Source organism: Nocardia sp. CA-128927, from assembly GCF_050955855.1.
Classification (GTDB): Bacteria; Actinomycetota; Actinomycetes; order Mycobacteriales; family Mycobacteriaceae; genus Nocardia.
In genome coordinates this window covers 8,416,596-8,442,981 of the sequence record NZ_CP192087.1, presented here as the reverse complement: position 1 = coordinate 8,442,981, position 26,386 = coordinate 8,416,596, and the positions used below count along the sequence as shown (strand labels likewise).

Annotated in this window: 29 protein-coding genes and 3 pseudogenes; 16 read left to right on the top strand and 16 right to left on the bottom strand. The window is 65.5% G+C overall.

Annotated features, from left to right (window positions below; genetic code table 11):
• The first annotated feature begins 247 nt into the window (after nucleotides 1-247).
• Nucleotides 248-1,168, top strand: coding sequence for a hypothetical protein (locus ACQPW1_RS39210; protein ID WP_433657861.1), 921 nt, complete (start codon nucleotides 248-250; stop codon nucleotides 1,166-1,168).
• 53 nt (nucleotides 1,169-1,221) lie between these two features.
• On the opposite strand, the pseudogene ACQPW1_RS39205 reads toward ACQPW1_RS39210, so the two are convergent.
• From ACQPW1_RS39205 to ACQPW1_RS39180, 6 genes and pseudogenes are all read right to left on the bottom strand, one after another.
• Nucleotides 1,222-1,848, bottom strand: a pseudogene (locus ACQPW1_RS39205) (TIGR03619 family F420-dependent LLM class oxidoreductase); the annotation flags it as partial.
• 476 nt (nucleotides 1,849-2,324) lie between these two features.
• Nucleotides 2,325-2,648 carry a hemophore-related protein gene (locus tag ACQPW1_RS39200; RefSeq protein WP_433657859.1) on the bottom strand — a complete coding sequence of 108 codons (324 nt, stop codon included), beginning with the start codon at nucleotides 2,646-2,648 and terminating at the stop codon, nucleotides 2,325-2,327.
• 82 nt (nucleotides 2,649-2,730) lie between these two features.
• Nucleotides 2,731-4,071, bottom strand: coding sequence for an ATP-binding protein (locus ACQPW1_RS39195; protein WP_433657857.1), 1,341 nt, complete (start codon nucleotides 4,069-4,071; stop codon nucleotides 2,731-2,733).
• Nucleotides 4,061-4,750, bottom strand: a complete 690-nt coding sequence (locus ACQPW1_RS39190; RefSeq protein ID WP_433657855.1) for a response regulator transcription factor — start codon at nucleotides 4,748-4,750, stop codon at nucleotides 4,061-4,063. The genes ACQPW1_RS39195 and ACQPW1_RS39190 overlap by 11 nt, the downstream gene beginning before the upstream one ends.
• A 985-nt stretch (nucleotides 4,751-5,735) precedes the next feature.
• Nucleotides 5,736-6,251 (bottom strand): GNAT family N-acetyltransferase, encoded by a 516-nt coding sequence (locus tag ACQPW1_RS39185; RefSeq protein WP_433657853.1) that lies wholly within the window; start codon nucleotides 6,249-6,251, stop codon nucleotides 5,736-5,738.
• Between the two features lie 24 nt (nucleotides 6,252-6,275).
• Nucleotides 6,276-7,374, bottom strand: a pseudogene (locus ACQPW1_RS39180) (IS110 family transposase); the annotation flags it as partial.
• On the opposite strand from ACQPW1_RS39180, the pseudogene ACQPW1_RS39175 reads away from it, so the two are divergent.
• A pseudogene (locus ACQPW1_RS39175) lies at nucleotides 7,374-7,772 on the top strand (TetR family transcriptional regulator); the annotation flags it as partial. The pseudogenes ACQPW1_RS39180 and ACQPW1_RS39175 overlap by 1 nt on opposite strands.
• A gap of 66 nt (nucleotides 7,773-7,838) precedes the next feature.
• Here the strand turns inward: ACQPW1_RS39175 and ACQPW1_RS39170 are convergent.
• Nucleotides 7,839-8,567 carry an alpha/beta fold hydrolase gene (locus tag ACQPW1_RS39170; protein WP_433657851.1) on the bottom strand — a complete coding sequence of 243 codons (729 nt, stop codon included), beginning with the start codon at nucleotides 8,565-8,567 and terminating at the stop codon, nucleotides 7,839-7,841.
• Nucleotides 8,568-8,779: 212 nt separating this feature from the next.
• On the opposite strand from ACQPW1_RS39170, the gene ACQPW1_RS39165 reads away from it, so the two are divergent.
• On the top strand, nucleotides 8,780-9,532 hold the full coding sequence (locus ACQPW1_RS39165; RefSeq protein WP_433657849.1) for a transporter substrate-binding domain-containing protein: 753 nt from the start codon (nucleotides 8,780-8,782) through the stop codon (nucleotides 9,530-9,532).
• A 15-nt stretch (nucleotides 9,533-9,547) separates the two neighbouring features.
• On the opposite strand, the gene ACQPW1_RS39160 is transcribed toward ACQPW1_RS39165, so the two are convergent.
• Nucleotides 9,548-10,348 carry a hypothetical protein gene (locus ACQPW1_RS39160; RefSeq protein ID WP_433657847.1) on the bottom strand — a complete coding sequence of 267 codons (801 nt, stop codon included), beginning with the start codon at nucleotides 10,346-10,348 and terminating at the stop codon, nucleotides 9,548-9,550.
• A gap of 209 nt (nucleotides 10,349-10,557) precedes the next feature.
• Here ACQPW1_RS39160 and ACQPW1_RS39155 point away from each other — a divergent pair, with 209 nt between their 5' ends.
• Nucleotides 10,558-10,998, top strand: a complete 441-nt coding sequence (locus ACQPW1_RS39155) for a hypothetical protein (RefSeq protein WP_433657845.1) — start codon at nucleotides 10,558-10,560, stop codon at nucleotides 10,996-10,998.
• Nucleotides 10,999-11,100: 102 nt separating this feature from the next.
• On the opposite strand, the gene ACQPW1_RS39150 is transcribed toward ACQPW1_RS39155, so the two are convergent.
• The gene (locus tag ACQPW1_RS39150; RefSeq protein WP_433657843.1) at nucleotides 11,101-12,324 is read right to left on the bottom strand and encodes a cytochrome P450 family protein; all 1,224 of its coding nucleotides are present in this window, start codon (nucleotides 12,322-12,324) and stop codon (nucleotides 11,101-11,103) included.
• A gap of 287 nt (nucleotides 12,325-12,611) precedes the next feature.
• Between ACQPW1_RS39150 and ACQPW1_RS39145 the strand changes: the two genes are divergently transcribed.
• Nucleotides 12,612-13,595 carry a helix-turn-helix domain-containing protein gene (locus ACQPW1_RS39145; RefSeq protein ID WP_433657841.1) on the top strand — a complete coding sequence of 328 codons (984 nt, stop codon included), beginning with the start codon at nucleotides 12,612-12,614 and terminating at the stop codon, nucleotides 13,593-13,595.
• Here the strand turns inward: ACQPW1_RS39145 and ACQPW1_RS39140 are convergent.
• Together ACQPW1_RS39140 and ACQPW1_RS39135 are read right to left on the bottom strand one after the other, a co-directional pair.
• Entirely contained in the window at nucleotides 13,572-14,414 is an 843-nt protein-coding gene (locus ACQPW1_RS39140) for a hypothetical protein (RefSeq protein WP_433657839.1), read from the bottom strand. The genes ACQPW1_RS39145 and ACQPW1_RS39140 overlap by 24 nt on opposite strands.
• Before the next feature lie 127 nt (nucleotides 14,415-14,541).
• Complete coding sequence (locus tag ACQPW1_RS39135; protein ID WP_433657837.1) at nucleotides 14,542-15,267, bottom strand: alpha/beta fold hydrolase; 726 nt, start codon at nucleotides 15,265-15,267, stop codon at nucleotides 14,542-14,544.
• 135 nt (nucleotides 15,268-15,402) lie between these two features.
• Between ACQPW1_RS39135 and ACQPW1_RS39130 the strand changes: the two genes are divergently transcribed.
• Entirely contained in the window at nucleotides 15,403-15,987 is a 585-nt protein-coding gene (locus ACQPW1_RS39130; protein ID WP_433657835.1) for a TetR/AcrR family transcriptional regulator, read from the top strand.
• A 54-nt stretch (nucleotides 15,988-16,041) separates the two neighbouring features.
• Here the strand turns inward: ACQPW1_RS39130 and ACQPW1_RS39125 are convergent, their stop codons facing one another.
• Together ACQPW1_RS39125 and ACQPW1_RS39120 are read right to left on the bottom strand one after the other, a co-directional pair.
• The gene (locus ACQPW1_RS39125) at nucleotides 16,042-16,257 is read right to left on the bottom strand and encodes a helix-turn-helix transcriptional regulator (RefSeq protein WP_433657833.1); all 216 of its coding nucleotides are present in this window, start codon (nucleotides 16,255-16,257) and stop codon (nucleotides 16,042-16,044) included.
• A 27-nt stretch (nucleotides 16,258-16,284) separates the two neighbouring features.
• On the bottom strand, nucleotides 16,285-16,677 hold the full coding sequence (locus ACQPW1_RS39120) for a hypothetical protein (RefSeq protein ID WP_433657831.1): 393 nt from the start codon (nucleotides 16,675-16,677) through the stop codon (nucleotides 16,285-16,287).
• Nucleotides 16,678-16,740: 63 nt separating this feature from the next.
• Here ACQPW1_RS39120 and ACQPW1_RS39115 point away from each other — a divergent pair, with 63 nt between their 5' ends.
• From ACQPW1_RS39115 to ACQPW1_RS39090, 6 genes are all read left to right on the top strand, one after another.
• Nucleotides 16,741-16,905 (top strand): hypothetical protein, encoded by a 165-nt coding sequence (locus tag ACQPW1_RS39115; RefSeq protein WP_433657829.1) that lies wholly within the window; start codon nucleotides 16,741-16,743, stop codon nucleotides 16,903-16,905.
• 8 nt (nucleotides 16,906-16,913) lie between these two features.
• Nucleotides 16,914-17,153, top strand: a complete 240-nt coding sequence (locus ACQPW1_RS39110; protein ID WP_433657827.1) for a helix-turn-helix domain-containing protein — start codon at nucleotides 16,914-16,916, stop codon at nucleotides 17,151-17,153.
• Nucleotides 17,154-17,465: 312 nt separating this feature from the next.
• A complete protein-coding gene (locus ACQPW1_RS39105; protein WP_433657825.1) occupies nucleotides 17,466-17,690 on the top strand; it encodes a prevent-host-death family protein in 225 nt (74 codons plus the stop codon).
• Nucleotides 17,691-18,058: 368 nt separating this feature from the next.
• A complete protein-coding gene (locus ACQPW1_RS39100) occupies nucleotides 18,059-18,502 on the top strand; it encodes a hypothetical protein (protein ID WP_433657823.1) in 444 nt (147 codons plus the stop codon).
• 397 nt (nucleotides 18,503-18,899) lie between these two features.
• Nucleotides 18,900-19,691: an SDR family oxidoreductase gene (locus ACQPW1_RS39095; RefSeq protein ID WP_433657821.1), complete on the top strand. Its 792-nt coding sequence runs from the start codon at nucleotides 18,900-18,902 to the stop codon at nucleotides 19,689-19,691.
• Nucleotides 19,692-19,728: 37 nt separating this feature from the next.
• A complete protein-coding gene (locus tag ACQPW1_RS39090; RefSeq protein ID WP_433657819.1) occupies nucleotides 19,729-20,460 on the top strand; it encodes an SDR family NAD(P)-dependent oxidoreductase in 732 nt (243 codons plus the stop codon).
• On the opposite strand, the gene ACQPW1_RS39085 is transcribed toward ACQPW1_RS39090, so the two are convergent.
• Nucleotides 20,457-21,356 carry a LysR family transcriptional regulator gene (locus tag ACQPW1_RS39085; RefSeq protein ID WP_433657817.1) on the bottom strand — a complete coding sequence of 300 codons (900 nt, stop codon included), beginning with the start codon at nucleotides 21,354-21,356 and terminating at the stop codon, nucleotides 20,457-20,459. The two genes, ACQPW1_RS39090 and ACQPW1_RS39085, sit on opposite strands and share 4 nt — an antisense overlap.
• Nucleotides 21,357-21,741: 385 nt before the next feature.
• On the opposite strand from ACQPW1_RS39085, the gene ACQPW1_RS39080 reads away from it, so the two are divergent.
• Both ACQPW1_RS39080 and ACQPW1_RS39075 read left to right on the top strand, forming a co-directional pair.
• Nucleotides 21,742-22,182: a hypothetical protein gene (locus ACQPW1_RS39080; RefSeq protein ID WP_433657815.1), complete on the top strand. Its 441-nt coding sequence runs from the start codon at nucleotides 21,742-21,744 to the stop codon at nucleotides 22,180-22,182.
• Between the two features lie 4 nt (nucleotides 22,183-22,186).
• Complete coding sequence (locus ACQPW1_RS39075; RefSeq protein WP_433657813.1) at nucleotides 22,187-22,378, top strand: MspA family porin; 192 nt, start codon at nucleotides 22,187-22,189, stop codon at nucleotides 22,376-22,378.
• On the opposite strand, the gene ACQPW1_RS39070 is transcribed toward ACQPW1_RS39075, so the two are convergent.
• On the bottom strand, nucleotides 22,375-23,001 hold the full coding sequence (locus ACQPW1_RS39070; protein WP_433657811.1) for a glyoxalase: 627 nt from the start codon (nucleotides 22,999-23,001) through the stop codon (nucleotides 22,375-22,377). The genes ACQPW1_RS39075 and ACQPW1_RS39070 overlap by 4 nt on opposite strands.
• Before the next feature lie 195 nt (nucleotides 23,002-23,196).
• Between ACQPW1_RS39070 and ACQPW1_RS39065 the strand changes: the two genes are divergently transcribed.
• Nucleotides 23,197-24,504, top strand: coding sequence for a glycosyltransferase 87 family protein (locus ACQPW1_RS39065; protein ID WP_433657809.1), 1,308 nt, complete (start codon nucleotides 23,197-23,199; stop codon nucleotides 24,502-24,504).
• A gap of 366 nt (nucleotides 24,505-24,870) precedes the next feature.
• On the opposite strand, the gene ACQPW1_RS39060 is transcribed toward ACQPW1_RS39065, so the two are convergent.
• On the bottom strand, nucleotides 24,871-25,269 hold the full coding sequence (locus tag ACQPW1_RS39060; protein WP_433657807.1) for a VOC family protein: 399 nt from the start codon (nucleotides 25,267-25,269) through the stop codon (nucleotides 24,871-24,873).
• A 90-nt stretch (nucleotides 25,270-25,359) separates the two neighbouring features.
• Between ACQPW1_RS39060 and ACQPW1_RS39055 the strand changes: the two genes are divergently transcribed.
• The gene (locus tag ACQPW1_RS39055; RefSeq protein WP_433657805.1) at nucleotides 25,360-26,337 is read left to right on the top strand and encodes a helix-turn-helix transcriptional regulator; all 978 of its coding nucleotides are present in this window, start codon (nucleotides 25,360-25,362) and stop codon (nucleotides 26,335-26,337) included.
• Nucleotides 26,338-26,386 lie beyond the last annotated feature (49 nt).

The window sequence follows — 26,386 nt, the reverse complement described above, 5'->3', positions numbered from 1 at the left end:
GGTGTGTCGGCTCAGCGATGGCCGTGTCGCCGACCTGATCCACGCGGTGGAAGCTGTAGAGCTCCCGGACACGCCTCGCCTGGCCTCACTGATCAGCCGGCATTTCGAGACCACCCGCACGACGTTGTTGGATCAACGAAGCCAGCTGCGGACAAATCGGGACACACTCGAATCTGAGTGGCAGAGTACGGTCGCACAGCGGGAGCGTGTCGCCTCGGACTACAACCAAGGGCCACCGGATCCGATCGTGGCCCGCCGTGATCGGACGGGCACACCCGGTGAATCGTTGTGGCGTTTGATCGATTTCCGCCCGGAGATCGACGATCGAGCCCGCGCCGCTGTCGAAGGCGCGCTTCTCGGCGCAGGATTGCTCGACGCGTGGGTGACTCCGGACGGCGTCGTGCTCGACCCGGAGACCTGGGATGCCATTCTTGTGCCCGGCACAGCGCAGACCGGTCCTACACTGGCGGATCTCGTCGTCGCGGTCGAGTTTGACGATATCGCCGAATCTGTCGTCACCGAGATATTGGTCGGCATCGGGATCATCGACGACGAAGCCGTCGGCGAGCCTGCCACACCGTGGATTTCACCGGACGGCCGGTGGGCGATCGGACCACTGCGTGGGCGTACCGGACAGGAATATGCGTCCTACATCGGCCCGAGAGCTCGCGATGCTGCGAGGAATCGACAGTTGGACCTGCTCGATACTCGCCTCGACGCGCTGACCGTGTCGGTCTCGGACGTGGAGAAAGACCTGCTGGAACTGGACTCTCGGCTGGTAGCGCTGGCCGGGGAAGAACGAACTCAACCCACCGACTCGACCGTGCGCGATGTACTCAGCGAACTCGGCGTGGTCCGTAAACACCACGCCCAGCTCAGCGACGATCTCGGAAGATCATCCGACCGTCTTCGTACTGTCCGTGAATCTCTGGGACGCGCGACCGAGGACTTGCGCGGCTACGCGGCCACCCACCGCACACCGACAAGGGCTGACCAGTTGGACGCGGTGTGGGCAGCGTTGGCCGATCTGTCCGTCACCATCGACACGGCTCGCGCCCGCCACCCGCACCGCTTCGCCACCACGACACCGCCGAAGATCCTCGACCTACCCGACACCGTTTGGATCAACCGACCCGCCACCCAGGAGACCGATACACAAGCGGCATAACACACCCACTGGTCTCATTCAGCTTGAAAAATTCCGGTGGCTCGGTGCGATTGATGCGAAACCTGGCCACTTTCACCGACCAGAGCTGAATCGTGACCGTCAGCGGTGGCCGTCCACCAACCCAGCGAGGCTGGACTCACGCCGCTGATATAGATCGGCGGATGCGGCTTCTGCACGGGCTTGGGCCAGACGAAGACCGGATCGAAGTCGACGCACTTGCCATGAAACTCAGCCTGGTCCTGTGTCCAGATGGCTTTCAACGCCGCGAGCCGCTCGTCGAGCAGTGTGCCCTGCGTTCGGGGGTCGGTGCCGTGGTTGCGCATCTCCTCCCGGTTCCAGCCGACCCCGACACCGAAGTCGAACCGTCCGCCGGAGATGATGTCGAGGCTGGCGACCTCTTTCGCGGTGTGGAACACATCCCGCTGAATAAGTTGCGCGATGCCGGTACCGACCCGCAGGGTCCGGGTTGCGGCCGCGGCCAACGCGACGAATGGGTCCATCGTCCGGTAGTAGCGCCTGGGTAGATCCCCGCCTCCGGGATACGGCGATTTCCGGCTGGCCGGGATATTCGAATGCTCGGCGAGGGACAAGGAGGCGAACCCGCGCTCCTCCAATGCTTTTCCTAGTAGATAGGGTCGGATGCTCTCGTCGGTGACAAAAGCCGAAACGCCGAAGTCCATCCCGGTACTTTAATCGTGCCTGGCGTGCTCGACGCCGGTCAGCGCCTTATCCAGCTCGTCCGTGGACGCGCGGGCCCCTAGCGTCAGCACCGCGACCAGCTCATCCGAGGAAACCCGCCACACCGAAATAATGCCGCGATGGGCCAGAGTTGATGAGCCTCGAAGCACTCTGAATATACCGAGCCAAACAGCACCCCCGCCACGCTGACCAGCGACTATGCCGCGCGGTCGCAGCCTGCTCGGCATAATCCGGGGCTCGGGATATTCCACGCTATGCCGAATTCGGCATAGCGTGGAGACACGCACACCGGGTTCGCGAGCGGCCCGCAGAAACGGACTGGTGGCAACACCGGACCGCGCTGCGGGCCGACTCAACCGGCGGATTCGTTACACATGGGCCGGTCGTCGTCCAGGACAGACCGCCGGCGAGCTCACCCGCTCCCGCCCGACGAGATGGCCAAGCTCGAGGTCAACGGCTATTTGTGGCAAGCGTGACGGTAGTCGTGAATGGCGGCGCGGGCATTCTTGAAGTCCTGTGCCTCCTGCGGGTGTGCCTGGCGGTAGGCCGTGCGCTCTGCTTTGCGCTGATCCTTGGGCAGGGCATGCACTTTTGCCACTTCGGCGGCGAAATCTGGGTGACCGGCGAGGAATGCCGCGACCTTCGGTGCGCTGTCCGCCCGCGCTTGGGCTGCGGCCGCGGGGTTGCATTGCGGGCCGGGATCGGCGGAGGCAGACGCGGGCATGGCGATGGCCAGACCGGCGAGCCCGGTGAGGGTGGCGGCGAGGAGGGTGCGCTTCATTGTTTACTCCAGTGTCGGCGGAACCTGTCCCCATCGAATCTGCCAACCCAACACCGAGAGCGCCTTGTTCGGAGCGCTATCTTCAGGCGATCTTCAGCCGTAGCACGAATACCGCACCGTGCTGTCCGGTCGGCGGGTCGGTGCAAATCAGTTCGCCGCCATGGGCTTTGACGATGCCACGGGCGACGGCGAGTCCGAGGCCGGAGCCGTCCGCGCGGTGTTCGCGCGCCTGGTCGAGCCGGACCAGCCGGTCGAAGATCCGCTCGCGTTCGCCGGGCGGCACCCCTGGTCCGGTATCGCGGACGATCAGCTCGGCGAGACCATCTGTACTGCGGATCAGCACTGTCACCGCGCCGTCGCCTTGAATGGCTTGGCATGCGTTCTCGAGCAGGTTCAGCAGTACTTGATTGATCCGTTCCGGGTCGACGGCCGCGATCACCTGCTCGCCGACGAGGTCGAACTCGATACCGGGACGCAGCAGCCGCATCCGATTCAGTTGCGCCTCGGTGAGGTCGTAGAGATCGGTGGGTGTGGGCCGTAGCTGAAGTCCCGCGTCGATCCGGGCCAGCTCGACCAGATCGTCGATCAGGCGCCCGGCGCGTTGGGCTTCACGAACCAGGAGTAGTTGCATCTGCTGTCGGGTCTCGGGGTCGGCGTCGAGCGGTTGCTGCACGATCGCCTGCGCGATCGCGCGAATCCCGCTGATCGGGGTGCGCAACTCGTGCGCCGCGTCGGCGACGAAGGTGCGCAGCTGTTCTTCCGAGGCATTCGCCCGCGCTTCGGCGCCCTCCAACGCATCCAACATCTCATCGAAAGCTGTTGCGGTGCGGCCCAGTTCGGTATCGGTCCGCGCGGGCGATAATCGTTGTCCACGTCGTCCGCGCGCGATATCCCGCGCAAGCAGCGTCATTGTGTCCAAGGGCGCGAGGGCGCGCCGGATGCCGAATGGCAGCCCGATGACGATCGCGAGCAACGCCGCCGCGGTCGCGCCGACGAGCACCCCCACCAGCTTCGACTGGGCTCCCGCCAACAGTTTGGTATCGAGCTGGAGAGTCAGTTTCGCGTGGTCGAGTTCGCCCTGGCCCGTCAGCATAACGTGTTTGGTCTTTACCGCGGACTGGTCCTCGCGTTGGGTGTTAAGGCTGCCGAAGCTACGGCCGTCGGCGAGAACCAGCCGCGTCCGCACCGACCGCGCATCGATGCGCGCGAGCAGCTCCGTTGGCGAGGTGTTCTGTTTCGACAGTTCCTGCGCCAGCTGGACGCGGTCGGCGAGCACCGCATTCTGGCTGCGGTTCACCGCCACCGCGAACAATCCGTGCACCACCAGCGAAACCAGGATCAGCACCACCGCGAGCACCGCCGCCGTGGTCAGCGTGACGCGCCTGCGCAGCGACACCGTCCTCATCGCGAGATCACTGGTCACCGGCCCGCAGGGTGTACCCGAGGCCGCGAACGGTGTGCAGCAGCCGTGGCCCGTGTGCCTCCAGCTTGCGCCGGACCGCACTGACATACACCTCGACGAGGTTTGGGTCGTAATCCTCGTATCCCCATACGGCCGTGAGTATTTGAGCCTTGGTGACGACGCGGTCGCGGTGCACCGCGAGGTAAGCGAGGACCTTCAGTTCGGTGACGGTCAGGGCGATGGCCGCGTCGCCGCGGCGCACCATACCGGATTCCGCGGCGATGATCAGGTCACCGATCGTGGTCGAGGTATGCAGCCGTCCCATCCGCCGGAGCAGCGCGTCGACGCGCGCCACGAGTTCGGCGAGGTCGAACGGTTTGACCACGTAGTCGTCCGAGCCTGCTCGTAGCCCGCGCAACCGGTCCTCGATGCCGTCACGGGCGGTCAGCATTACCACGCCCGCGCCAGACCGCGCGCGGGTGGTTTCGAGCAGCGTGAATCCGTCGCGTCCCGGCAGCATGATGTCGAGCACGACCACATCGGGGCGGAACTGCGCCAAATCGCGTTCGAGTAGCTGACCGTGCGCGCGGCTGAGCACCTGGTGTCCGGCCGTGGTCAGGCCCGATTCCACCGCGACTCTGATGGCCTCGGCGTCCTCGATGACAAGTATTCGACCCGGCTGCACACCGTCATTGTTCACGTGCGGGCTGAATATTGCCTGAAAGGTGACGAGGGAGCAGCTGACGTCGTCGCACGTGGTCGAATACTGGGACCATGGGGACGCAATCGGCACAGTGGATGAGCACCGTGGGAATGCTGCGCTGGGATGGCTTCGGTGCTACCGGGGCCGAGATCGTCTCCGTGCGAGGGTTGCGGCCTGCCGATTATTTGCGTGCGGCGTTGACTGGCGACCCCGACGTGGATCTTGGCGCACGGGCTACTCCGCTACCTGCGTTCACCAGGACCTCCGCGCCAGGAACACTTGCTCTGCACATTTGGAACGAAGCCATCGATTGGTAGTCCCCTTCGGCCCTGGCCGGGGGTGGAAGTTCCGCCGCTAAGACCCGATCTCCAGCGATGTTCGCTGGTGGAGTAGGTGGGCGTAATGGTCGTGTCCCCCTCCGGACACAGTACGAGCCGAAATCATTTGCAACGCAAGGGAGTTCGGCTCTTCTTGTATCGGCAGGCGATTTGAACCCCCACGAGGCGGGTAACCATCACCAAATAGTGGCCGACAGACCTATCGAGGAACAGGCAGACGGCCTCGACGATCTCGAACAACCCAACGTCGACGGACCGAAGCCCAGGTTGGTGACCGACTTTGTCGGAGACTCCGAGCCTGCTCCCGGCACGGGGCTCGAAGAACTCACTCCGCACGGGCCTGGGGTGATCGAACGAGATGGCGGATGGGCCTCAACCGCTCCCGGCGTGGCAGCGTCGATCGAAGATGAGTCGTGATCCGGTGAGGTTCACCGTCTCCGGTGATTGTCGAGGCGCGTTGCTGCAGTCCGCCGCCTCCTCTTACCCGGCGTGCGAGTTGGACTTCCGCCGCACTGCTTTTGGCGAAGTCGTCGCGTCCTGGTTCGCCGTTGATGAGGATGCCGTAGAAGTCGGGGATCTGGATGGTTTCGGGATCCTGTGCATGGGGGGTGTCCCTATGTTCTTGTCAATGGGTCGGATTGCGGTCAGCGCGCGGGATGCTGAGTGGGTTGGGCGAGTTCTATCCAGTAGCGTCGGGCGGGTCCGTGTTGAGTGTTGCGGACCTCTTCGAGGATGCCGCCGACGCGCTCGATCGTTTTCGCCGATGCGACATTGTGCATGGCGCAGACAACCAGCACGCGGTCTATGCCGAGTACCTGTGCCTGGTTGAGCATCCTGCCCAACGCCCAGGTGGCAAGCCCCCGTTGTCGCGCTGTCGGCCGGATGCCGAAGCCGATGTGCCCGGCCCACTTCACGTAGTCGTCGAAGTTGTGTCGGAGTGCGATCCCGCCGAGTATGCGGTCATCTTCGGCGATCCACTGGTATGTGGTGTGTGCGTCGCTGGTCAGCCGTTTCACCCACGCCGTGAAGCCGGCCTGTGAGTCGACCTCGTCGGTGGGCGCCAATCCGAACCCGTCTTCATGGGCGCCAGTGCCCCACTCGGCATGCGCGTTGAGCCAGGCGTCGTGAAGGTGTGTGGTCGGCGCGATCAACTCGGGCATGTGCCGACTCTATCGAGCAGCTGGTCAGGCGGCTTTCGCGATCGGATCGCAATAGAGCTCTTTGGTTTTCAGCATGGCGTAGAGGACGTCGCAGCGGCGCCGCGCCAGGCAGATGAGGGCGGCGTTGTGTTTCTTGCCTTCGTCACGTTTTCGCGTGTAGTAGGCGCGACTGGCCGGGTCATGCAGGGCGGCGAAAGCGGACAGGAACAAGGCTCGTTTGAGTTTGTGGTTGCCTGACCGGGCGGGGTGTTCGCCGCGGATGGAGTTGCCGGATCGGTGGGTGACCGGGGCGATGCCGGCGTAGGAGGCGAGGTGGCCGGCCGAGGCGAAGGCTGTGCCGTCGCCGAGTTCGAGCAGGATGCGGGCTCCGGTCCTGACTCCGACGCCGGGCATCGAGGTCAGGACCTTGGCAAGAGGGTGATCATCGAGCATCGTCTCGATATCCTCGGCGACGCTCTTACGTTGCAGCAGAACTGTTTTCAAGGAATCGGCGAGTTTCGGCAGCACGATCTCGGCGGCGTTTGCGCCGGGAACGGTGACCGTTTGGGCGGGCAGCGCGGTCAGGATCTCCTCGACTAGCCGCGCACCCATGCGTGGTGGGTGTTTGGTCGCGATCGTGGTGAGTTTGCGTCTGCCGGCCGCTCGGATTCCTTGCGGCCCGCCGCAACGCGACAGGATTTCCAGCACGGCTGGATGCGAGATACGCAGTCCCAGAACGCGTTCGAGTGCTGGGTGGATGCTGGTGAGCAGGCCGCGGATCCGGTTGCTGGTGCGTGTCGCCTCGCCTGCGAGGTCGTCGTCGAACCCGACCAGGACGCCGAGTTCGGTGAGGGGTTTCGTCGCCGGTGTCGACGCGGCGCAGTGTGTGGGGCATCGTGCGGGCTGCGTCGGCGATGATGTAGGCGTCACGGGCGTCGGTTTTCGCTTGTCCTGGATAAAGATCGGCGATACGGCGCATCGACAGCCCGGGCAGGTAGGCGACGTCGTGGCCGCAGGCGCGGGCGACGGTGACCGGCAGGGCGCCGATGGTGTTGGGCTGGTCGACCATGATCAATAGCGGGCCGCGGGCGGCGAGTTGGTCGAACACAGCCCGTAGCCGGACCTCGTCGTTCGGTAACGCCTGACGATCCGGTCGAGGCGATGACCGAGGGCGTGGTCTACACGCTCGCCGAGGTGCGCCGCACCCCGCACCTGGGCATCCTGCTGTCGAGCTCGTACTCGAACGTCGCCCCCGACAGCCTCACCTCGACGCAGGCCAAGGCCTTCGGCATGACGATGATCCATCGCTTCGACGTCGATTGGGAGCGCCACGGTTACGACGAACCAGCCCTGCGCGAACTGGTCGAATACGTCCTGCGGACGATGCACTCGTTCTTCGTCTCCCCGGGCAACCCACCGCGCACCGAGGACGAACTACGCGCCTACCTGCGTCGCTGGATGGGCGCCGCAATCGCCGCCCAGGGGTACACGTCGAGCCCGATCAGGCCAGCACCTCACCCCCACGCAAAAGGTCGAGGCTAGTTCGAGCCCTCGCCTGCCCGCCATCCTCCTCCGGGTAGTGCGACTACCACCTGGTAATGCACCGCGCTAGCTCGCCTGTGCGAGCCAGCGCGCGATCTGCTCACTCACCCATGGCCCGTCGTCGAGCGGTAGATCGTGGCCCGCGTCGGGATGCAATCGCAGGGGTGCGTCGAAGCGGGCAGCGATCCGTTCTGCCATCCGGTAGTCGGCCAGTCGATCTCCCTTGGACGCGAGTACCAACAGCAGCACCGAGATTCGCGCGGGCAACCGGAAAGTGGCCGCGGCGGCCAGCTGCGCCAGCACACTGGCGGTGAGCGGCGCCGCCTCCTGTTGGTACCGCGCCCACGTCACGGCCAACTCCGCCGACGGCCGATTACTGGTCAACCGCAGCGCCGCGGCCTCCTGGGCCGGTGCCGACCGGAACTGCTTGCCCGCGATGAGCGAGACCAGCCCGAACTGCAGCTGATGGGGCCGAAGCAGTGCCGCCGCACCGGTATTCACCACCACGCACCGCCGAAAGTCCTGCGGATACCGCTGCACCCAGTTCAAGGCCATCATCCCGCCGAGCGAGATCCCCAGCAGTGACCACTCGTCCTCGCCGGGCTCGAACCGACCCCGAATGTCATCGGTGATGTCCGAGATCGTTTTCGGCGAGACCCGTCCGTTCTGCGTCCCGAACCCGGGCGGATCGATCGTCACGACACGAACCCCGAGCCGCGCGGCCAGTTCGCCGGGAAAGTCCCCCCAATGCCGCTGGTCCCGGGTAAGTCCACGTAGCAGAAGCCAATTGGTCATGGCGCTCATCCTCCGGTGCCTGAACTGTCTGGGGCAATAGTGGAACTGGGAGCGTCCGCAGGTTCGGCACCTTGATAGGGCTGATTCCGCGTACCGGCACTCGGCGGACCACGATGGGCATAGTGTCGAGCAGATCGCCTCGGAGTTTCCTGAGTCGGGTTTGGGTGGTGCGTGGACGTATCCGCTGTCCGCACACCGAAGAGAGGGATCCCGTGCGTCGCAAGCTGTTCGCCGCCGTCATGCTCACCGTCCTCGCCGCCACCGGGCTCAGTGCCTGCGGCAGTGCCGACCCGAACGTGTTGAAGATCGGCACCGAAGGCGTTTACGCCCCCTTCAGCTACCAGGGCTCCGACGGCAAGCTCACCGGCTACGACATCGAGGTGGTCCAGGCGGTCGCCGAAAAGCTCGGCAAGAAGGTCGAATTCGTGCAGATTCCGTGGGACGCGATCTTCGCCGGGCTCGAGTCGAAGCGCTTCGACCTCATCGCCAACCAGGTGACGGTCAATGACGAACGCAAGATCAAGTACGCGCTGTCGCAGCCGTACACCTACTCCGAGGGTGTGATCGTCACCCGGACCGACAACAACGCCATCACCTCGCTCGCCGACCTCAACGGCAAGACCTGCGCCGAGTCCGCGACAACCACCTGGGCCAAGGTCGCCTCGAACGCGGGCGCGAAAATCGAAGCGGTGGAAGGCTTCGTGCAGGCCATCCAGCTGCTGAAGATCGGCCGCGTCGACGCCACCGTCAACGACAACCTCGCCGTCGCCGAATACACCAAGAAGACCGGCGATACCAGTGTGCGGATCGCCGGCAAAACCGGCGCCGCCAGCCTCCAGTCCTTCGCGGCCCGCAAGGGCGACGCGCTGATGACCGACGTCGACAAGGCATTGGAGACCCTGCACGCCGACGGCACCCTCGCGAAGATCTCCGAGAAGTACTTCGGCACCGACGTCAGTAAATAGCCGTCTGTTGCCCGGTCAGCACCATACGACTGGGTTGCCGGTGTCGACGGCGGCTTGGAGCACTTTCGTCAACGGTTCGATGATGTAGTCGAATCGGTCGGCGCCGACCGGTCTGGTGTCCACGCGCATTCGGTGTGGGTACTTCGGGGAGTTGTTCGGATTGATCGGGTCGTGCACCGGAACCCTTGTCGCCCTTCCGGTATCGAGGTCGGTGAACCGGTATCCGCCGCGCCACGAACGTTGCTGGGTGAAGTTGAGTGCGCGGAAGATCTCGGATTCTCTCGCGGTGTCGATGATCGCGAGGCCCGCGGCATCGACCGCGAAGTTGTGTTTGGTCCGGCCATCCCAGATGAAGATTCCGTTGTAAGCGGGAACGCCGGTGATCAGTGTTTCGCCGGTCGCGGCGTCGACGAGGACGGTTTCGGTGCTGACAACAGTCTGGGCGCGGAATGCGGCAACCTCGATGAGCGCGGCGGCCGCCGACGTTGGTTGCAGCAAGCCGCCGTTGGCATTGGGAAGTTCGGCGGACAGGGTCGGGAAGTCGGCTGCTCCGACGGCATCGAGGGCGGACTGGAAGAGCCGGTAGCCAGACCAGTTCGCGATCCGTTCGGATGCCGATTCCATCCGTTTGTGTGGACACGCGCCGCTGTGGATCCACCCGTCGAAACGGTGGTATTGATCTTCGTGCCCTTCGTAGGAGACCGAGAGCGTCAGATAGCCCTCACCGTCTTCGACGATCAGGTGTGCCGGAACTGGCGGAGTGGTGGTGCGGCCGTCCTGCCAGCAACTGCACCGCACGAAGGCATCCAACCCCATGTCGCCATCGTAGGGATGTCCTGCCGAGATGCGGTGGAGGCGGGATCGGAGGATTGCATCGGGCGAGCGAAACCATCTGAGCGGTGGGCAAGCGGTGTCGTACCTGTGGAGATCTCGTGGTGAGTATTGAAGGGTGAACAGTGCCTGTGCGACAGTTCGCTGAGTTCCGCTATTCGAGGGGAATCTGTTGCTAGAAAAGGGAATTCATCGTGCCTAGTTCGAACAGGATCGCCGCCACCGTGGCAACGCTCAGTGCGATTGCCGCGGCGATCGCACTTGCCGCGCCCGAGGCGGGGGCAACCGTGACAAGCATCCGTATCGAGCGCGGGCAGGGCTTCGGCAGTTCGGAGTCCGCCCGCGGTACCGGCTGCTCTTATACGGTCATCGCGCAAACAGATCCGGGCAAGGAGGTGGTCTTCCTCGACGAGGTCGACGCGGACGTGTCGTACACGCCGTTCCGGCCGGCCGGCGTAGTCGCCGATGCGTCCGGGACGGCGAGCACCACCTGGACTCCGGCCAAGCGGGGACAGCACCACGTCTGGGTCGTCGAGCGCGTGTCGGAAGATGAGGGCGAGGGCTACTCCACCGCCACCCCGCTGACGATCGGGACCGGTTTCAACGTCGGCCCCGCATGCGTCGTGCTGCCGTAATCACCTCCCGCTGAGGAGCCTTCATCTGTGCAGGCTGCACGGCCGCGCGGACATCAACGGCCCGAGATGAGGTCGGGCCGTTGAACTGGAGCTCCCCGGGATTCAGGTCATGCAGTAGACCGGTAGTCGGTCATGTCCGTTGGAGATGAAGCTGCGCACCGGCCGCAACTCGGCCGGGTCGGCGGCCAGCCTGAGCTCCGGGAAGCGGGCGAACAGGGCGGGCAGCGCAACCTGCGCCTCGAGCCGGGCCAGCGGCGCACCGAGGCAATGGTGGGCGCCGTGCCCGAAGGCGAGGTGTTGACCTGTGGTGCTGCGATGCACGTCGAACTCGTCGGCGGTGGGTCCGTGAACCTCGGGGTCGCGGCCGGCCGCGGCGTAGGAAGCGAGGATCGCGTCGCCCTTCGGAATGCGGAAGCCATCGATGTCGAGATCCTCGACCGCGTACCGCAGCGGCAGGTGCGCGAGCGGCGCTTGGTGACGCAGCGCCTCCTCTACCACGTCGGCCCAGCTCGACCTTCCTTCGAGCACGTCGGCCAGCTGCCGCGGCTGGGTCAGCAGCGCGAAAATCGCTTGGTCGAGCAGGTTTACGGTGGTCTCGTGCCCGGCGCTGATGATCAGCATGAGGGTGTCGACGAGTTCCTTCTCGGTCAGCCGGGTGCCGTCTTCGTCGTAGGTGGCGGTCAGCACGCTGGTGATGTCGTCGCCGGGCTCGGCTCTGCGGTACGCGACGAGTTCGCTTACCAGCCCGTACATTTCGAGGTAGTTGGCCAGTGGTTCTTTGCGGGTGTCCGAGGTGTCGAAGAACCTGTCCACGCATGCGTGCAGCGTGGCGGCCAAATGAGTTGGGACGCCGATCAATTCGCTGATCACGCGGATCGGCACCGGGTAGGCGAACCGTTTCCGCAGATCGACCACCGTGCCGGGCTGGATCGCCGACAACTGGTCCAGCAGATCGCCGGTGATCGCTTCGATCCGTGGGCGCATCGCCGTCGTCCGGCGATGGGTGAACGCCGGGGCCACCAGCTTTCGCAGTCGCCGGTGCTCGGTCCCGTAGGCGGTGAACATGTTGTCGACGCCGACCCACGAGCGCAGCGACCAATCCGCGGGGATCTCTCCCTTCTTGAAGGCCGTCCAGTGCTGCCGCGCGTCCTTGGATACGCGGGAGTCGGTCAGCAGTCGGCGTAGTACGGCGGCATCGGTCACCGACCATGCGAGCACGTCACCAGGTAAAACGACCGGCGTGATCGGCCCTCGTCTGCGGATTCGGGCCGACTCGCCCTGGATGTCGATACCGGTGATGTCCAGAACGATTGGTTCGTGTTCCATGTGCGGACTCCTCAGTCGCCCGGTCCGGTACGAGTTCGACGACCCTGAATCCTGTTGGCTCACAAGCTTCCTCGTCCGCGCGCGGATGCCACGATCAGCTGATCGGGCTACCTTCGAAGCCTAGGAAGATCGGCACCGCGCACGCTTGGACCGCTGCGCCAACTGGATGGAACATTCGCGCCATGAAGTCCACGGCATCGGAGGGAGCCTGCACTCCGGGTGGGCTTGAACTCGGGCCAGCGTGAAAATAGGCTCCGAACAGCGAACACGGAACGGATCGGCAGGTTATGGACAGCACGGGAGCAGAGGTCGCCGACTCGCGCGGAGGGTTCACCCTGGACTCCACCGTCGCGGGCGCCGTTTCGCGCGGCTTCGATGTCTTCCGGCACGGGTGGCAGACGCAGGTCGGCGATGCCTTCCCGCTGCCGACTTTCAGCCAGGCGACCACCGGTGACTTCCGGGTCCGCAGCCGCGTGGCGAAGGTGCGCGACGTGGCGATCACCGATCTCGACAGTGCGTCCGTCATCCGGACGGCAGGCACTCCGTACGGCTACGCGGATCAGGTGCGGATGTACGTGGTGCGGCGCGGAATATGGTCGTTGGGCGGCGTAACCGGTCGCGCCGAACACACGGTGCCGGCCGGGCAGTTCCTGTTGCGGCACGGGCCGCCGTTGCATTTCGGGGCGGCGCCGCACACCACGGTGCAGATCCTCACGCTGCCCTCCGCCGCGTTCGATCCACGACTCAGAAACCGCAGCGTCACCGAGTCCGCGGCGACGGCCGAGATGCGCCTGCTGCTGGCCCACACGAACATGGTTCACGCGACGGTGACCGACCTCGGCCAGGCCGGTGTGCACGCCGCCCACGGCGCCCTGCTCGAACTGGCCAAGGCGGTGGTGACCGGCCGATTCGACGACACGGAACCCGAGCTCAGGCCCGCGCTCATCCAAGCCGCCAAGGTAGTGGCGGACCGACGTCTCGCGGATCCCGAGCTGTCCCCGGCGCTGCTGGCCCGCGAACTCAACGTCTCCGTGCGCACCCTGCAACGGGCGTTCACCTCGGCGGGGGAGTCGGTGACCAGCTACATCCGCCACCGCAGGCTGGCGGAGGCCCGGCTCGCACTCACCGCCCAATCCCGGCCGCCGAGCGTCGCCGAACTCGCCGCGCATTGGCAATTCTCCGACAGCAGCCACTTCATCCGCGCCTTCAAGAAACGCTACGGCCAAACGCCCGTCGAGTACGCCCGCTCAGCGCGGACCACCGGGACCTAAGGACCTGGCGGACAGCACACCCCGTCCTCCGATCGCGTCCGCGATGCCCAAACAGGTACTGCCGACGAAGATCCCGAGCTCATAGCGCACGGAATCGACATCGAACGAGCGGACGAGAACCCCGATCTCGTAGTCGCCGGGATAGGTGACTTCGCCGATGTAGTCGATCCGATACGACGACGGTGACAGGTCGGGCACCAGCCCGCCCTCGCCGATCGCCGCGGCCGTGAACGCCGCGACAGCCTCGTCGTACCAGGTGGCGAGGGCAAGGTAATTCACGTGCTGATTGATGTCGACGTCGCCGATCCGCGCACGCAGCGGAGCGAAGAACGCGTAGTGGTCCCGCTGCCGACGCTCCGCGTCCGGACGGGCCGCTGCCGTCTCGCTCGAATCCGGCACGGACAAGTCGCTGAGATCCGCGACCAACTCGTCCGGCAGCGCAAGCGGTCCCGCCGGACCGAGATTCAACACCGTCGCCCCGCCGCTGCCCACCCGCTCGCCACCGGCGAACACCGCTTGCTGATAAGTGAACGATGACCGCCCGATACGACGAATACCGGTGTGCACCTGCACATCAGCGTCGGTGCCATAGACAGGCGCCAACTGCTCGACACTCTGGCTGACCAAAATGATCTGGTGGGGACCGAACTCACCGGCGCCGACCAGCCGCTCGAATCGAGGCATCTTCAGCCGTATCCGCGCATCCTCCAGCCAGCGAGCCATCCCAACCGTGCTCACCGCCCCGTTCCGGCCGAGGTCACCCTGCCGCACCTGAATGTCGCACTGGACCGGAAACACGGGGTAACTGATGGATTCCATGAAGAAACTCTAGGAAAACCACCCTGGCGCACACATGAACAACCGCGCCAACTGGATGGAACATCGACGCCAAACGCACGCAGGGGTTCCTGAGTACTGGAGTTGCGGTGCCGGTGGCGGTATGAGGTCAGCCGAGCTTCAGGAGTAGTTCGGTGAGTTCCAGCGGCATGGTGATCATGCAGTCGTGGCCGGTTGGCAGTTCCCAGACCTGTGCGGGCGTGCCGTTGGGTTGGGTTGCCGGGACTGGGCGGCGCTCCGGGCTCGCCGATGTGCGTGCGGTGCAGTGGATGTGGGTTCGGGGGATCGCGTGGACGGCGGGGTTGTCCAGGCGGACCGGTTGCTGGAGGCAGCGGACCGGCTGATCGGAGAGCATGGTGCGTAGCCACGCGAGATCCGCGGGATCGATGACGCCGAAAAGGCCTGCGGGCGGCGGCAATTCGGGTAGCGGCGGGACTCGCCAGCCACTGTCGGACCGCAGCGCGAGTTCGATCATCGTCTGGGTGACGGGCAGGACGTCAGTGGCGGTCTCACCGTCTTCGGGGACCATGGCGTCCAGGTAGACCAGATGCGCGATGCGGTCGGGGACCTGGTTGGCCACGGCCGAAATGACAAGGCCCGCATAGCTGTGGCCGACGAGGATCACCTCGGTGAGGTCCTCCTCGACGAGAAGGGTCACGATGTCGTCGACGTGGGTGTCGAGCCCTACCTCGGGGCCGAGCAGGTGCTGCCGGTCGCCATAGCCGGTCAGCGTCGGTGTGCTGACCCGGTGGTCGGCCGAGGCCAGCTGCGGGACCACTCGCGCCCAGCACCGCCCACTGTGCCAGGCGCCGTGTACCAGCAGATAGGTCGACATGGTCGTACTCCCTCCGTGCATCACTTGGCCGACGGTGCCCTCGTCTGCAATGATCGAATAAGCGGGACGCCGTCCCGTTTGACGATACGGGACAGGGTCCCGTTTATCAATCATGGTGCCGGAGGGAAGGATTCGATGGACGACAGCGACGCCGGACGTGCGACTCGACCCAAGCGGGCGGACGCGCGACGCAACGAGCAAACCTTGCTCGACGCCGCCGCCGCGGTCTTCGTCACCTCGGGTGTGGAGGCGCCGATCCGCGAAATCGCGGCGCAGGCCGGTGTCGGGACGGCCACGATCTACCGTCACTTTCCGACGCGCGCGGATCTCATCGTCGCCGTCTACCGACACCAGGTCGAATCCCTTGCCGAGCTGGGTCCCGCCCTGCTGGCAGACAGCGCGAGTCCCTATGCGGCGCTACAGAGTTGGATCGAGGCGTTCACCGATTTCGTGATCACCAAGCAGGGACTGGCCACCGTGCTGCAATCCGACGACCCCTGCTTCGACCCCCTGCACTCCTACTTCCTCGATCGGCTCGTGCCGGTGTGCACGCAATTACTCGATGCCGCAGCCGATTCGGGGGAAATCTCCGCAGGTCAGGACGCCTCCGAACTCATGCGCGGTGTCGGCGGCCTCTGCGCGGGCGCGGGCGCCGATCCCCGCTACAGCGCCCGCCGACTGGTCCGACTGCTCATCGGGGGCTTGCGCCGACCGCGCTGATCCATTGGCCACGAATTCGCCTGAGCCGCAACCGAGCCCGCGGACACCGCAGTGCTACCCACTCAGATCGGTACGGCTGCCTTGGCCGGGGCGCGCACTGATCCACTCCGTGATCTCCGCGTCGTCCCACACCGGCGTCCTGCCGATGTGTCGTACCGGCGTAGGGGCATAGCCGCGGTGCGCATAGGAGCGGAACGTTCCGGCCCCGATCCGTTGACCCGTCGCCTCGAACAGCATGTCTACGCATTGCTGCGCGGTGATCTCAGACATGACGAGAACGCTACTGCCCGTGCGTGATCAGATCAGCTGGAAGTCGATCGTGTGGCTGATGTCCGCGCGTATGTCGGTGAGGGTGATCGCGACATCGACCGAACGCTCGATCGGCTGTGCGTTCCGGTTGCGGACGGTGAAGTCGGCACGCGACCAGGCCGTCTTGCTCGTGTATTCCGTGGCAACGTCCACCGGGGCTCCGTCGAGGGTGATCACGACGCTCACCCGGTGGTCGAGCAGTGACACGGCCAGGTCGACGGCCATTGCGGTGTAGCTGAACTGGAGCCCCAACGGTGTGGACACGATCGGTGACAGCCACGACCGGATCCCGCCGTCGCCGTTGGTCACGAACTGCGGAGAGGTGTACCGGCCGATGGTTTCCGGGCCGGTGAACGACTGGTCTACGACTGTGGATGACATGGCTTCGTTATACCTGGGTAATTGTCCAACCGTGATCGACCTCGACAGTGAATGATCATGACTATGAAGACTTCGATCAGGCCCGCGGCCCTATCCATCGGCCTGGCCGTGTTGGCGCTGGCGTTGCTGTTCACCAACTGGAACCCGGTTCGCGCTGTGATCTATGCACTGGGATGGATCGTCGTCACCGCGCTCCTCGTCGATGCCGAACGCCGCCGGACCCGCTGAGGAGCCACATGTCGAACACTCAGCACCCCGCCGTCTACCTCAGCCGTGCGCAATTCGCCGAACGCATCGGCGTCGATTCGGCAACCCTCAGCAAATACAAGATCCCCGCACCTGATGTCCTCGTCGGGCCGGTCAACGACGACGGCACTGTGCCGCGCGGAACGACTCGCGGCTGGCTACCCGAAACCATCGACGCATGGCACGCCGCCAGGCCCGGCCACGGTGGCCGACCGCCCAAAAAGACCTGACGCACGGGCATTTCGTCGACCAGGCGCCGCACCGGTTCGCAAACGCGGACCGGTCAGAGTCGAACGGGTGGCGCCGACACCGCTGTGCGTGCACAGGCAGTTTCGGCCATTAGTACCTAAATCTATTGCTGCACTGAGGATTTCATACCGGGCGCGGACCATCCAAGCCATCGGTATGAAGTCCTCCAAGGCGAACGTGTCACGCGGCTCGCTGGAGGCGTGCCCGAATATTTTGTTGCAGAACGTATTTGGTGCATTCAGCTGAACCTCGCGTCGCAACGTACATCAAGACCCAATGTTATTCTTCCCGCTGTGGACACTGATAGTGACGAACAACCCATCGCGGTCGCCCGCGCCAACCTGTCCGAGCTGATCAACAACGTGCGCCTACTACACCGCATGTACTTCCTGACCAGTCGCGACAAGCGGCAGGCCGCCGTCGTTCCGGTCGAACTCGGCGAACTCGTCCAGCGGGCGGGCGGTACCGATGCTGCAGTGCGTATCCTCGCCGATTACCTCGCTGGGGACGACCGCTGACCTTATGCGCGGCCGCCCGCCGTGCGAATCATTGAGAGCGGCAATGTATTACACCCGGATGGCGCGGCCGATAACGGTGTGGGTGTGTCCGGTGGCGGATTGTGAGCTTTCGTCCCGTACGAATAGCGCTCATACACTTCCATTCGACTGATCTCATCGAACGCGCACAGCTTGTCGATTTTCCGGAAACTGGGGGCAAAAGAAGTCCATCGGGATCGACGTGCTGGGGACAGGCATGCTGTACGGAGGGGGTCGACCGATTCGACGGTGTATACGGCTGGCATAGACGTCACGTTCGCCGGCTCGGTTTGGCCCGTCTGGGGATGGGGTAGAAAACGGCTGCGGCCGTCTCGAGGGAGACTAGGGACGTGAGTGACGGCGAGAACAGGTTCGATGCGGTGGAACGGCTACGCAAGAAGTTGGAAGGCAAGAAGGCGGCGGAGACCGAGCGTCCCGAGGCGGGCGACGGTGCGTCGAAACTCATCCGGTTGCCACATCGTCCGCGGCGGATGACGGAGGACGTCAGCGAGCGTCCGCGCAAGACTTGGCAGTCGGAGGGCGGGTCTGTCTTCGATGCCGCACCGACCAGGCCGGTAATGCGATCGGAACTGCAGCGGGAGACCGGCGCGTGGCCGGTCGACCCCAACCTCGCGCAGCACCCCGCTCCGGAGGGCGAACCGGGTGGTGCCGAGCACGACGGGAGCGTCGTCGATCTCGCCGCACTGCGGCGGAAACGAGCTGCTGCTGATGCCCCGGCCGCGGGTATTCGGCGCATGGCCAAGCCGCGCAGAATTCGACCCGACACTCCGTAAGTCGATGGGCGCGTTTGCGCTATCACACAGTCGCGGAATTGGAGAGGCGCCGGAAATGCGCCGAAATGCCGCGTGTAGAACATGTAGTTCGTAACTCGTCTCTTATCGTGAACTCGGCGATACGATAATCGTGAATCCTCCAGGTTCGGGAGCCTTCGATGACTGGAAATGCCAGCTGCCACACCGGCATAGGGCCAGGTCACAGGCCGAAGGGGTCGAGTGCATAGGAACTTCCTATGGCACCCACTGCATTTACGTCTTTGCTTCTCGTTCTTTCCCGAACGTACCGTGAAACAGTTCGACGAAGTGCGCACCGCGATTTCTCCGAGAATTCGCGCTCTGTGTACAAATCCTTCTTCCGTCGAGCGGACAAACACGTATCGAGAGGGCCGGTGGCATGACCACGATCGGAAACGGAACGGGAACGCAAGAATTCAAGGGAAAGCGAGCCCTGGTCACGGGTGGTTCGCGCGGAATCGGGGCGGCCATCGTGCGCCAACTCCTCGACGCGGGCGCCGAGGTGCTCACCACCGCCAGGTCGGCGACGAGCACGGTGCCGGACGGGGCCACCTTTGTAGAAGCCGACGTGCGGACGCGGGCCGGCGCGGAGGCGCTCGCCGCGGCCGCGCAGGAGGTGCTCGGCGGAGTGGACATCGTGGTCCACAACGTGGGTGGCGCCCGACCGCACAAGGAGGCTTTGGCCATTCCGGACGAGGAGTGGCAGGACGCGCTGGACCTGAACTTCCTGGCGTCGGTGCGGCTGGACGCGCTGCTGGTACCGGGCATGCGGGAACGACGTTCGGGGATGATCGTGCACATCTCCTCGGCCGCGGTGCTCACCCCGATCGGACAGTTCCTGCACTACCAGGCGGCGAAGGCGGCGTTGGAGAACTACAGCCGGGGAATGGCTTTGGAGCTGGCCCCGTTCGGCATCCGGGTCAACACCGTGTCGCCTGGCCGAACCGCCACCCCCGGCGGCGAAGCAACGCGGGAGCTGTGGGCACGCCTGGATGGCGCGCCGGGCCAGGACGCCGAGGCTCCGACCGAGACCGACTCTCCTGTGCCGTTGGGGCGCGATGGCCAGCCCGACGACATCGCCAACGCGGTGCTGTTCCTCGCGTCCGACCGAGCGAGCTGGCTGACCGGGCGGAATCTCATCATCGACGGCGGCGAATACCCCATCGGCTGACCGCATTCCGGAATAGCACCACGAAAGGTCACATGCCATGGAATTGCAAGGCAAAACCGCACTGGTCACCGGCGGAACTTCGGGCATCGGTCTAGCCACCGCTCGATTGCTGGCCCGCGCGGGAGCTGAAGTTCTCATCACCGGCCGCGACGTCCAGCGCGGCAAGAACGCTGAGCGCGCCGCGCAGGAGGACGGCCTGGTCCGATTCATCCCGGCCGACGTGGCCGACCTGGACTCGGTCGCCGAACTAGCTCGTCAGAGCGGTCCGGTCGACATCCTCGTCAACAATGCGGGCACCTTCCCCACTGCACTCACCGTCGAGCAGAGCGTGCCGGACTATGAGCGGGTCTTCGACACCAATGTGCGCGGTGCCTACTTTCTGGTCGCCGCGCTCGTGCCGCACATGCTCGAGCAGGGCGCGGGCAGCATCGTCAACGTCAGCTCACTCGCGGCGGTCAAGGGCTTCTCGACCGCCTCCGTCTACAGTGCGTCGAAAGCCGCGCTGGATTCGCTGACCCGCACGTGGGCGGTGGAGTTCGCCGAGGGCGGCGTACGGGTCAACAGCGTTGCTCCGGGGCCGACCCGCACCGAGGGCGTGCTGGCGGAATGGGGTGAAGAGGGCAACGAAGGCATGGCCGAGGGTTTGGCGATCAAGCGGACGGCGAAGGCACACGAGATCGCCGAGGCGATCTACTTTCTTGCCTCTCCGCGTGCCAGCTACATCACCGGCACCACGCTCCACGTCGACGCCGGTGGCGCCATCGCCTAGCTGGATACCGGTGCGAGGGAAGCGGACTCGGACCAGTTCGCCTGGCCCAACAGGTCGAGCAGGGCCGTCTCCGCGGGTCCCGCGCTCTGCCGGACCACCGCGATGACGGGCTGGGAGACGGCCGGAAACACCGGGCGCACGAGGTGCTCGTGACCGGCGGGCACCGCGGAGGCCGGAACCAGCGTCACCCCCAGCCCCTGGGCGGCCCAGCGCACCGCTGTCGCGGTCTGGGACACGCGGGCAACCGTGGTCGGCGGCAACTCGTTGTCCCGCAGCACATTCAGCAGCACCTGGTCGAGCGCGCTGTCGCGGTCGAACCGCACCCACGATTCCCCCGCCAGTTCGCGCAGGTCGACCCGGTCCGCCGCGAGCTGGCGGTGCCCGGCGCCCAGCACCACGACGAACTCCTCGTCGCCGAGGTGGTGGGCGTCGGCGGGGGTCCGCTTGCACTCCGCCATCAGGGCGAGGTCCAACACGCCCTGGCGGCACAGCCGGTCCAGCTCGGCGGAACTCGGCTCCTCGAAGACGGTGACCTCCAGCCGCGGGAAGCGGCGACGCAGCACGCCGAGCGCGCCCGGCAGCTGCCGCGTGCCGAAACCCATCTGCGCCGCGACCACCAGCTCGCCGACCAACTCGTCGACACCGGCCCGCGCCGTCGCCCGCGCCCGCCGCGACGCGCTCACCGCGACCTCCGCCTCCCGCAGGAACGCGCGGCCGACCACCGTCGGCACCAGCCCGGTCGGCGTGCGCTCGAACAGCTTCACGCCGAGTTCCCGCTCCAGCCCACGGATCTGCTGGGACATCGAAGGTTGAGCGACGTGCAGCAGCTCCGCCGCCGCCGTCACCGAGCCATGCTCGGCAACGGCCAGGGCGTACTCGTACTGACGAAGGCTCATCAGCTCCCGTCCCCTCTCTGCGGTGAACTCGTGACGATAACAAGCGCTACAACAAGGGCGGCGGCCTCTTTACTCCGTCGGGGCCCGTGCGGTCGCGAATGCGCACACTCGGACCTCTTCTGAGTTTGCTGACCGGGGGCATTTCCGGTCTCGGCATTCCAGTCGAGTTCGGTGGTTGCGTTCAAGCGAATTCTGTTGGGGGAGCTGAACTTCAGGAGCGATTAGGTGGATCTTAACGTTGCCGACATTGGTGCGTTGTTTCGATACGCTGACTGCTGCAATGAGTGCGGCTGCGCAATGGGGCGTTATCGCTGGGTGTGTGCGGCCGTGTGGTGAAGCCAGTGGTGCGGCCGCGAATGTCGTTATGTGGGAAGGGATTCAACTGATGAGGGCGCGGCGAATGTTGGGGGGAGTGGTGTCGGCGGTGCTCGCTGTGCTGTTTGCCGGAGTGGTGGGGGCGCCGGCACAGGCGGATCCGCTGCCGCAATTCGCGACGATCGGCACGACGCTGTACTCCTTCGGCGATGTGAACTTTTGTGCGGGTGCGATTGATGTAGCGCTAGAGGCGGCTCCGCGTCGGCCAGGACACGTGCTGGCGCATGTGACGCCGCGGGGGTATTGGCGCGGTCCGTGCGGCAACCAGGTGAAGTTGGGCTGGGTGGGGTCGGCTGGTGTGCGGACGCAGGATGTCTACGTCGGCACCGATGCGGGGCCGGGGGACACGGTGACGGCGGATCTGTGGGTCGGCATGGGTCCGGCCAAGGTCATGGGGGTTTCCTGGCCGATCCAGGGCACGTTCGCGGAGTGGTATCTGCTGGTGCCGTAGCCGGGTGCCCGACAAGAAGATCGAGGACTACACGTTCACCGGCACCTCGGGCATCACCCAGTACGTGAATCACACACTGTCCGTTGAGGGTTGCGCAGGCGCCGCCGAAGCTCGCGCCTACACGACCGTCACGATGCACGACAACGTCATGGACGACTCCGAAACCCTCTGGGGCCAACCGTTCAGCCTCGGCTAGCTTGCTTCCCAAGCGAATCCGTCCGGGTCGGCGAACGGGCCGACATTGCTGCCGATGACGATGCGGTGCGACCCGGTGCCCTCCGGCGCGACACCGGCGTCCTTGGCGGCGGCGTTGCGCCCGTAGAGCGCCAGCTTGATCGACGACGACGGGGCGTCGAACTCGACGTACTTGCTGCCGAAGCTCTTTGCCACGGTCAGGCCGCGGTCGACGTAGAACTGCTTGGTCGCCTTGACGTTGTCGGCGCCGAAGAGCACGACGAAGTCGTCGACCTCGCGGGTGGCCGGGCCGGTGTCCTTCTTCGACGATGTCGCGATCTTCCAGATCGTCCCGTCGGGAGCCTGGAGGACGCCGCCGTAGCCCCAGAAGCTCTTCTTGGCCGGCTTCAAGGTCGTCGCGCCTGCGTCGAGGGCGGTGCCGACGAGGCTGTCGACGGTGCTCGGTTGGGACACGACGAGCGACAGGATGAAGCCGCGAAAGCCGGTCGTCGGCGCGTCGGAGGCGCGGACGCGCAGCTTGTCGCCGAGGTCGAACGCGGCGGCGTAGAAGGCGGCCGCGGCGGTGGGGTCGGTCACCTCGAGGGTGACGGTGTCGATAGTGGCCTGATCAGTGGTGATGTTCATGGGAGTAACGCTATGTGCCGCCCGGCGACCAGCGCTTCTCGATTCCTGACCACCTGGCGTCAGGCGGTTCGGGACGGCAGCGGTCGTGTTCCGGCGGCGTTCGCGGGTATGCCCAGTTGCGGTCGCGCTGGAAAGAGCGCCGGGTCGCCGCTAGCGTGGGGTGGCGCGAACGGAGTCCGATTGCTGGGAGAGAGTTTGTCGACATCGACGATCGAGAACATCGAAACGTCCTCCGCCGCACCGGATCAGCCCCGCATCATCGCGCCGTCGGTGTGGTGGGCGATTGTGGTGACCGGTGTCATAGCTGGCGGGTATTACCTGATGCAGGTGCTCGAACACCGGCAGGTGATGATGCATCTGATCGATCTGAGCGTCTATCAGATCGCCGGAGACCGGGTGAGTCACCACGTTTCGGTCTATGACAGTCCGCTGCTCGGCAACACCCGAGGTGTCTGGGAATTCGTCTATACGCCGTTTGCCGCACTGCTGTTCGTTCCGCTGCGCTGGGTGCACGGTGACCTGTACACCTTCGTCGGCGGTTTCGGCAATTTCGCGATGCTGGCCGCATCGAGCTGGGCCGCGCTGTCGATGCTCGGCTACCGGCGGGATCGGCGGCTGGTGATCGCGGCCGTCGCGATCGCCGGACTGCTGCTGTGGTGCGAGCCCATCCGCCAGACCATGGCCTTCGGCCAGATCAACATCTTCCTGCTGTTGATCGTCATCGCGGACATGGCGCTACCCGACACGTCGCGGTGGAAGGGCGTGCTGACCGGCATCGCCGCAGGCATCAAACTGACTCCCGCTTTCTTCGTGCTCTACCTGTTGGTCACGCGGCGTTACCGGGCGGCCGCGACTGCGGTGGGCGCGTTCGCCGCGACGATGGTCATCGGTCTCGCTGTGCTGCCGAAGGATTCGTTGACGTACTGGAGCGGTGCCTTCGTCGATCCGCAACGTGTCGGCGTGCCCGCGAACCTGTCGAACGAATCGCTGCGCGGCATGATCGCACGTCAGGTCGGCGTCGAGGGCGCACACCAACTGCTCTGGCTGGCAGGCGCGGGCGCGATGGCCGCACTCTGCTTGTATCTGGCGCGACGGCTCTCGCAGACCGGACGCGAACTGCCCGCCGTGGTCTGCGTCGGCATCACCATGACCGCAGTATCGCCCTTCAGCTGGGTGCACCATTGGGTCTGGCTCGCACCACTGATGATCTGCTTCGGCGATCTCGCCCTACGCCGCCGCGGCCTCATCACCCCACTCGGTTTCCTGGCAACCGCGATCGTCGTCTCCGGCGGCATCCTCGCCTTCCTCGACCCCACCCTGGTCAGCGTCTTCGACTTCGCCGCCCGCGAGCACCCAACCCTCCTCTACCGCAACGCCTACATCTGGCTCACCCTCGCCCTACTCGCCGCCACCGCCATAGCCATCCGCCGATCCCCAACCGGCACACAGCCGTCAGCCGACACGGTCGCCGCCCCGAGCACTGAGTCGCGCGCGAGCAGTTGAGATGGCGGCTGCCCCGATCAGAGGCGGTGTTCGACTTCGCGTGGGTCGACGAATCGCGCAATGTACTCGTGCGCACGACGCCAAGGGTCGTGCGTGAACTCGGCCCGAGTCCGATGCCAGTGTCTGGCACACAACTCGTCGAGACCCGTCTGAATCGGACGCGGCCGATAATCGGCGTGCGGCTCAGCGGCCCGAGAGACAGCGAGTAGCTCCGACTCCGGTGTCCGCCTGATCGTCGCGGTTCCAGGACAGGCGCTGGTCTGCTCTCTCCAACGGTGTTCGCCGGAAGACCGCGCATGGAACGTACACCCCGCGATCCTATTCGGTTGGTGCAGCGGGGAGTTCGTCGCGAGTACTGGGATCGGTTCAGTGAGTGAACTTTTGGATGGCGGCCGGGGTTACCGGGGTGAAGAAGTTGATGAGGTTGCCGTCGGGGTCGCGGAATAGGAGGGAGCGGTTGCCCCAGGGCATGGTGGTGGGTTCGTTGACGAAGTCTGTTACGGAGTTGGTCAGGTTTTGGTGGATGGTGTCTACGTTGTCGACCAGGAATTCGATGATGACGCTGTGGTTGTCGGCGGGGTGGGCGGAGTTGGGGGCGAACAGGGGGACGGTGCGGGTGCCGGCGATTGCGAGGGTGGCCGAGGGGGTGTTGAGTTCGGCGAAGTCTTCGGTGGACCAGCTTGCGGTGATGCCGGTGGCGCGCTCGTAGAAGTCGACTAGGCGGGCGACGTCGGCGGTGATGATGCGGATCGAGACGAAGTTCATGGGGCTCTCCTGGTCGGTTCGGGTTGCTGACTGCACGCTACGACCGATACCGGACAGAATCCGCCCGGTATTTGCGGCAGACTTTGGAGCATGTCCCGACCGATTGCTCGTGTGCTCGCTTTGCTGGAGCTCTTGCAGGCGGGTGGCACCCGGACCGTGGGCGAACTCGCCGACCGGCTCGATGTCGATGAGCGCACAGTGCGTCGGTACGTCGACCACCTCATCGACCTGGATGTGCCCGTCGAGTCGGTGCGCGGTCGCTACGGCGGCTATCGGCTCGCTTCCGGTTATCGGATGCCGCCGCTGATGTTGAGCGATGACGAAGCGTTGGCCGTGCTGCTCGGCCTGGTCGCAGGTCAGCGCGCCGGCTTGTTGACGAGCACGGGCACGGCGAGTGAGACGGCGGCGGCCAAGATTCGGCGGGTGCTGCCGGAGCGGCTCGGGCGCCGACTCGACGCCGTACTCGGCTCGCTCGCCTTCACCGCGCCACCCGGCGAGACGGCCGCGCCGGAGACCGCGGTCCTGCTCTCGATCGCCGATGCGGTGCGCCAGCATTGGCCGGTTTCCATCCGGTACATCGCCGCCGACGGCAGGCGCAGCGAACGCACGCTGCACCCGTACGGGCTCGTCGCCCACTCGGGCAGGTGGTACGTCACGGGTTCCGACCCCGCGATCGGCGAGGACCGGACCTTCCGGCTGGATCGGATCACTGCCGCGCGGACCCTGCCGGGCTCGTTCGAGCCGCCCGACGGATTCGACCCGGCGGAGCGGGTTCTGACGGGACTCGCCACAGCTCCGTACCGGCACGAGGTGACTCTTCGAATCCAGGGGACACCGGAGCAGATCCGCACCCGACTGCCCGCCAGCATCGCGATCGTGGGGGAGTCGACAGACTCGGACTGGTCCCGCGTCGAACTACGCGCCGAACGTCTCGACTGGCTGCCCGCTGTCCTCGCGTCGCTGGACCTACCGTTCGTCATCGACCAACCGGATGAACTCCGCGACCTCGTCGCAGCCTTCGCCGACCGACTCATGCAGTCGGCCCGACGAAAGCCACCGCACGCATGACACATACGGGCTGGACGACGTGACGCACACGTCCGACAGATCCAGGGCC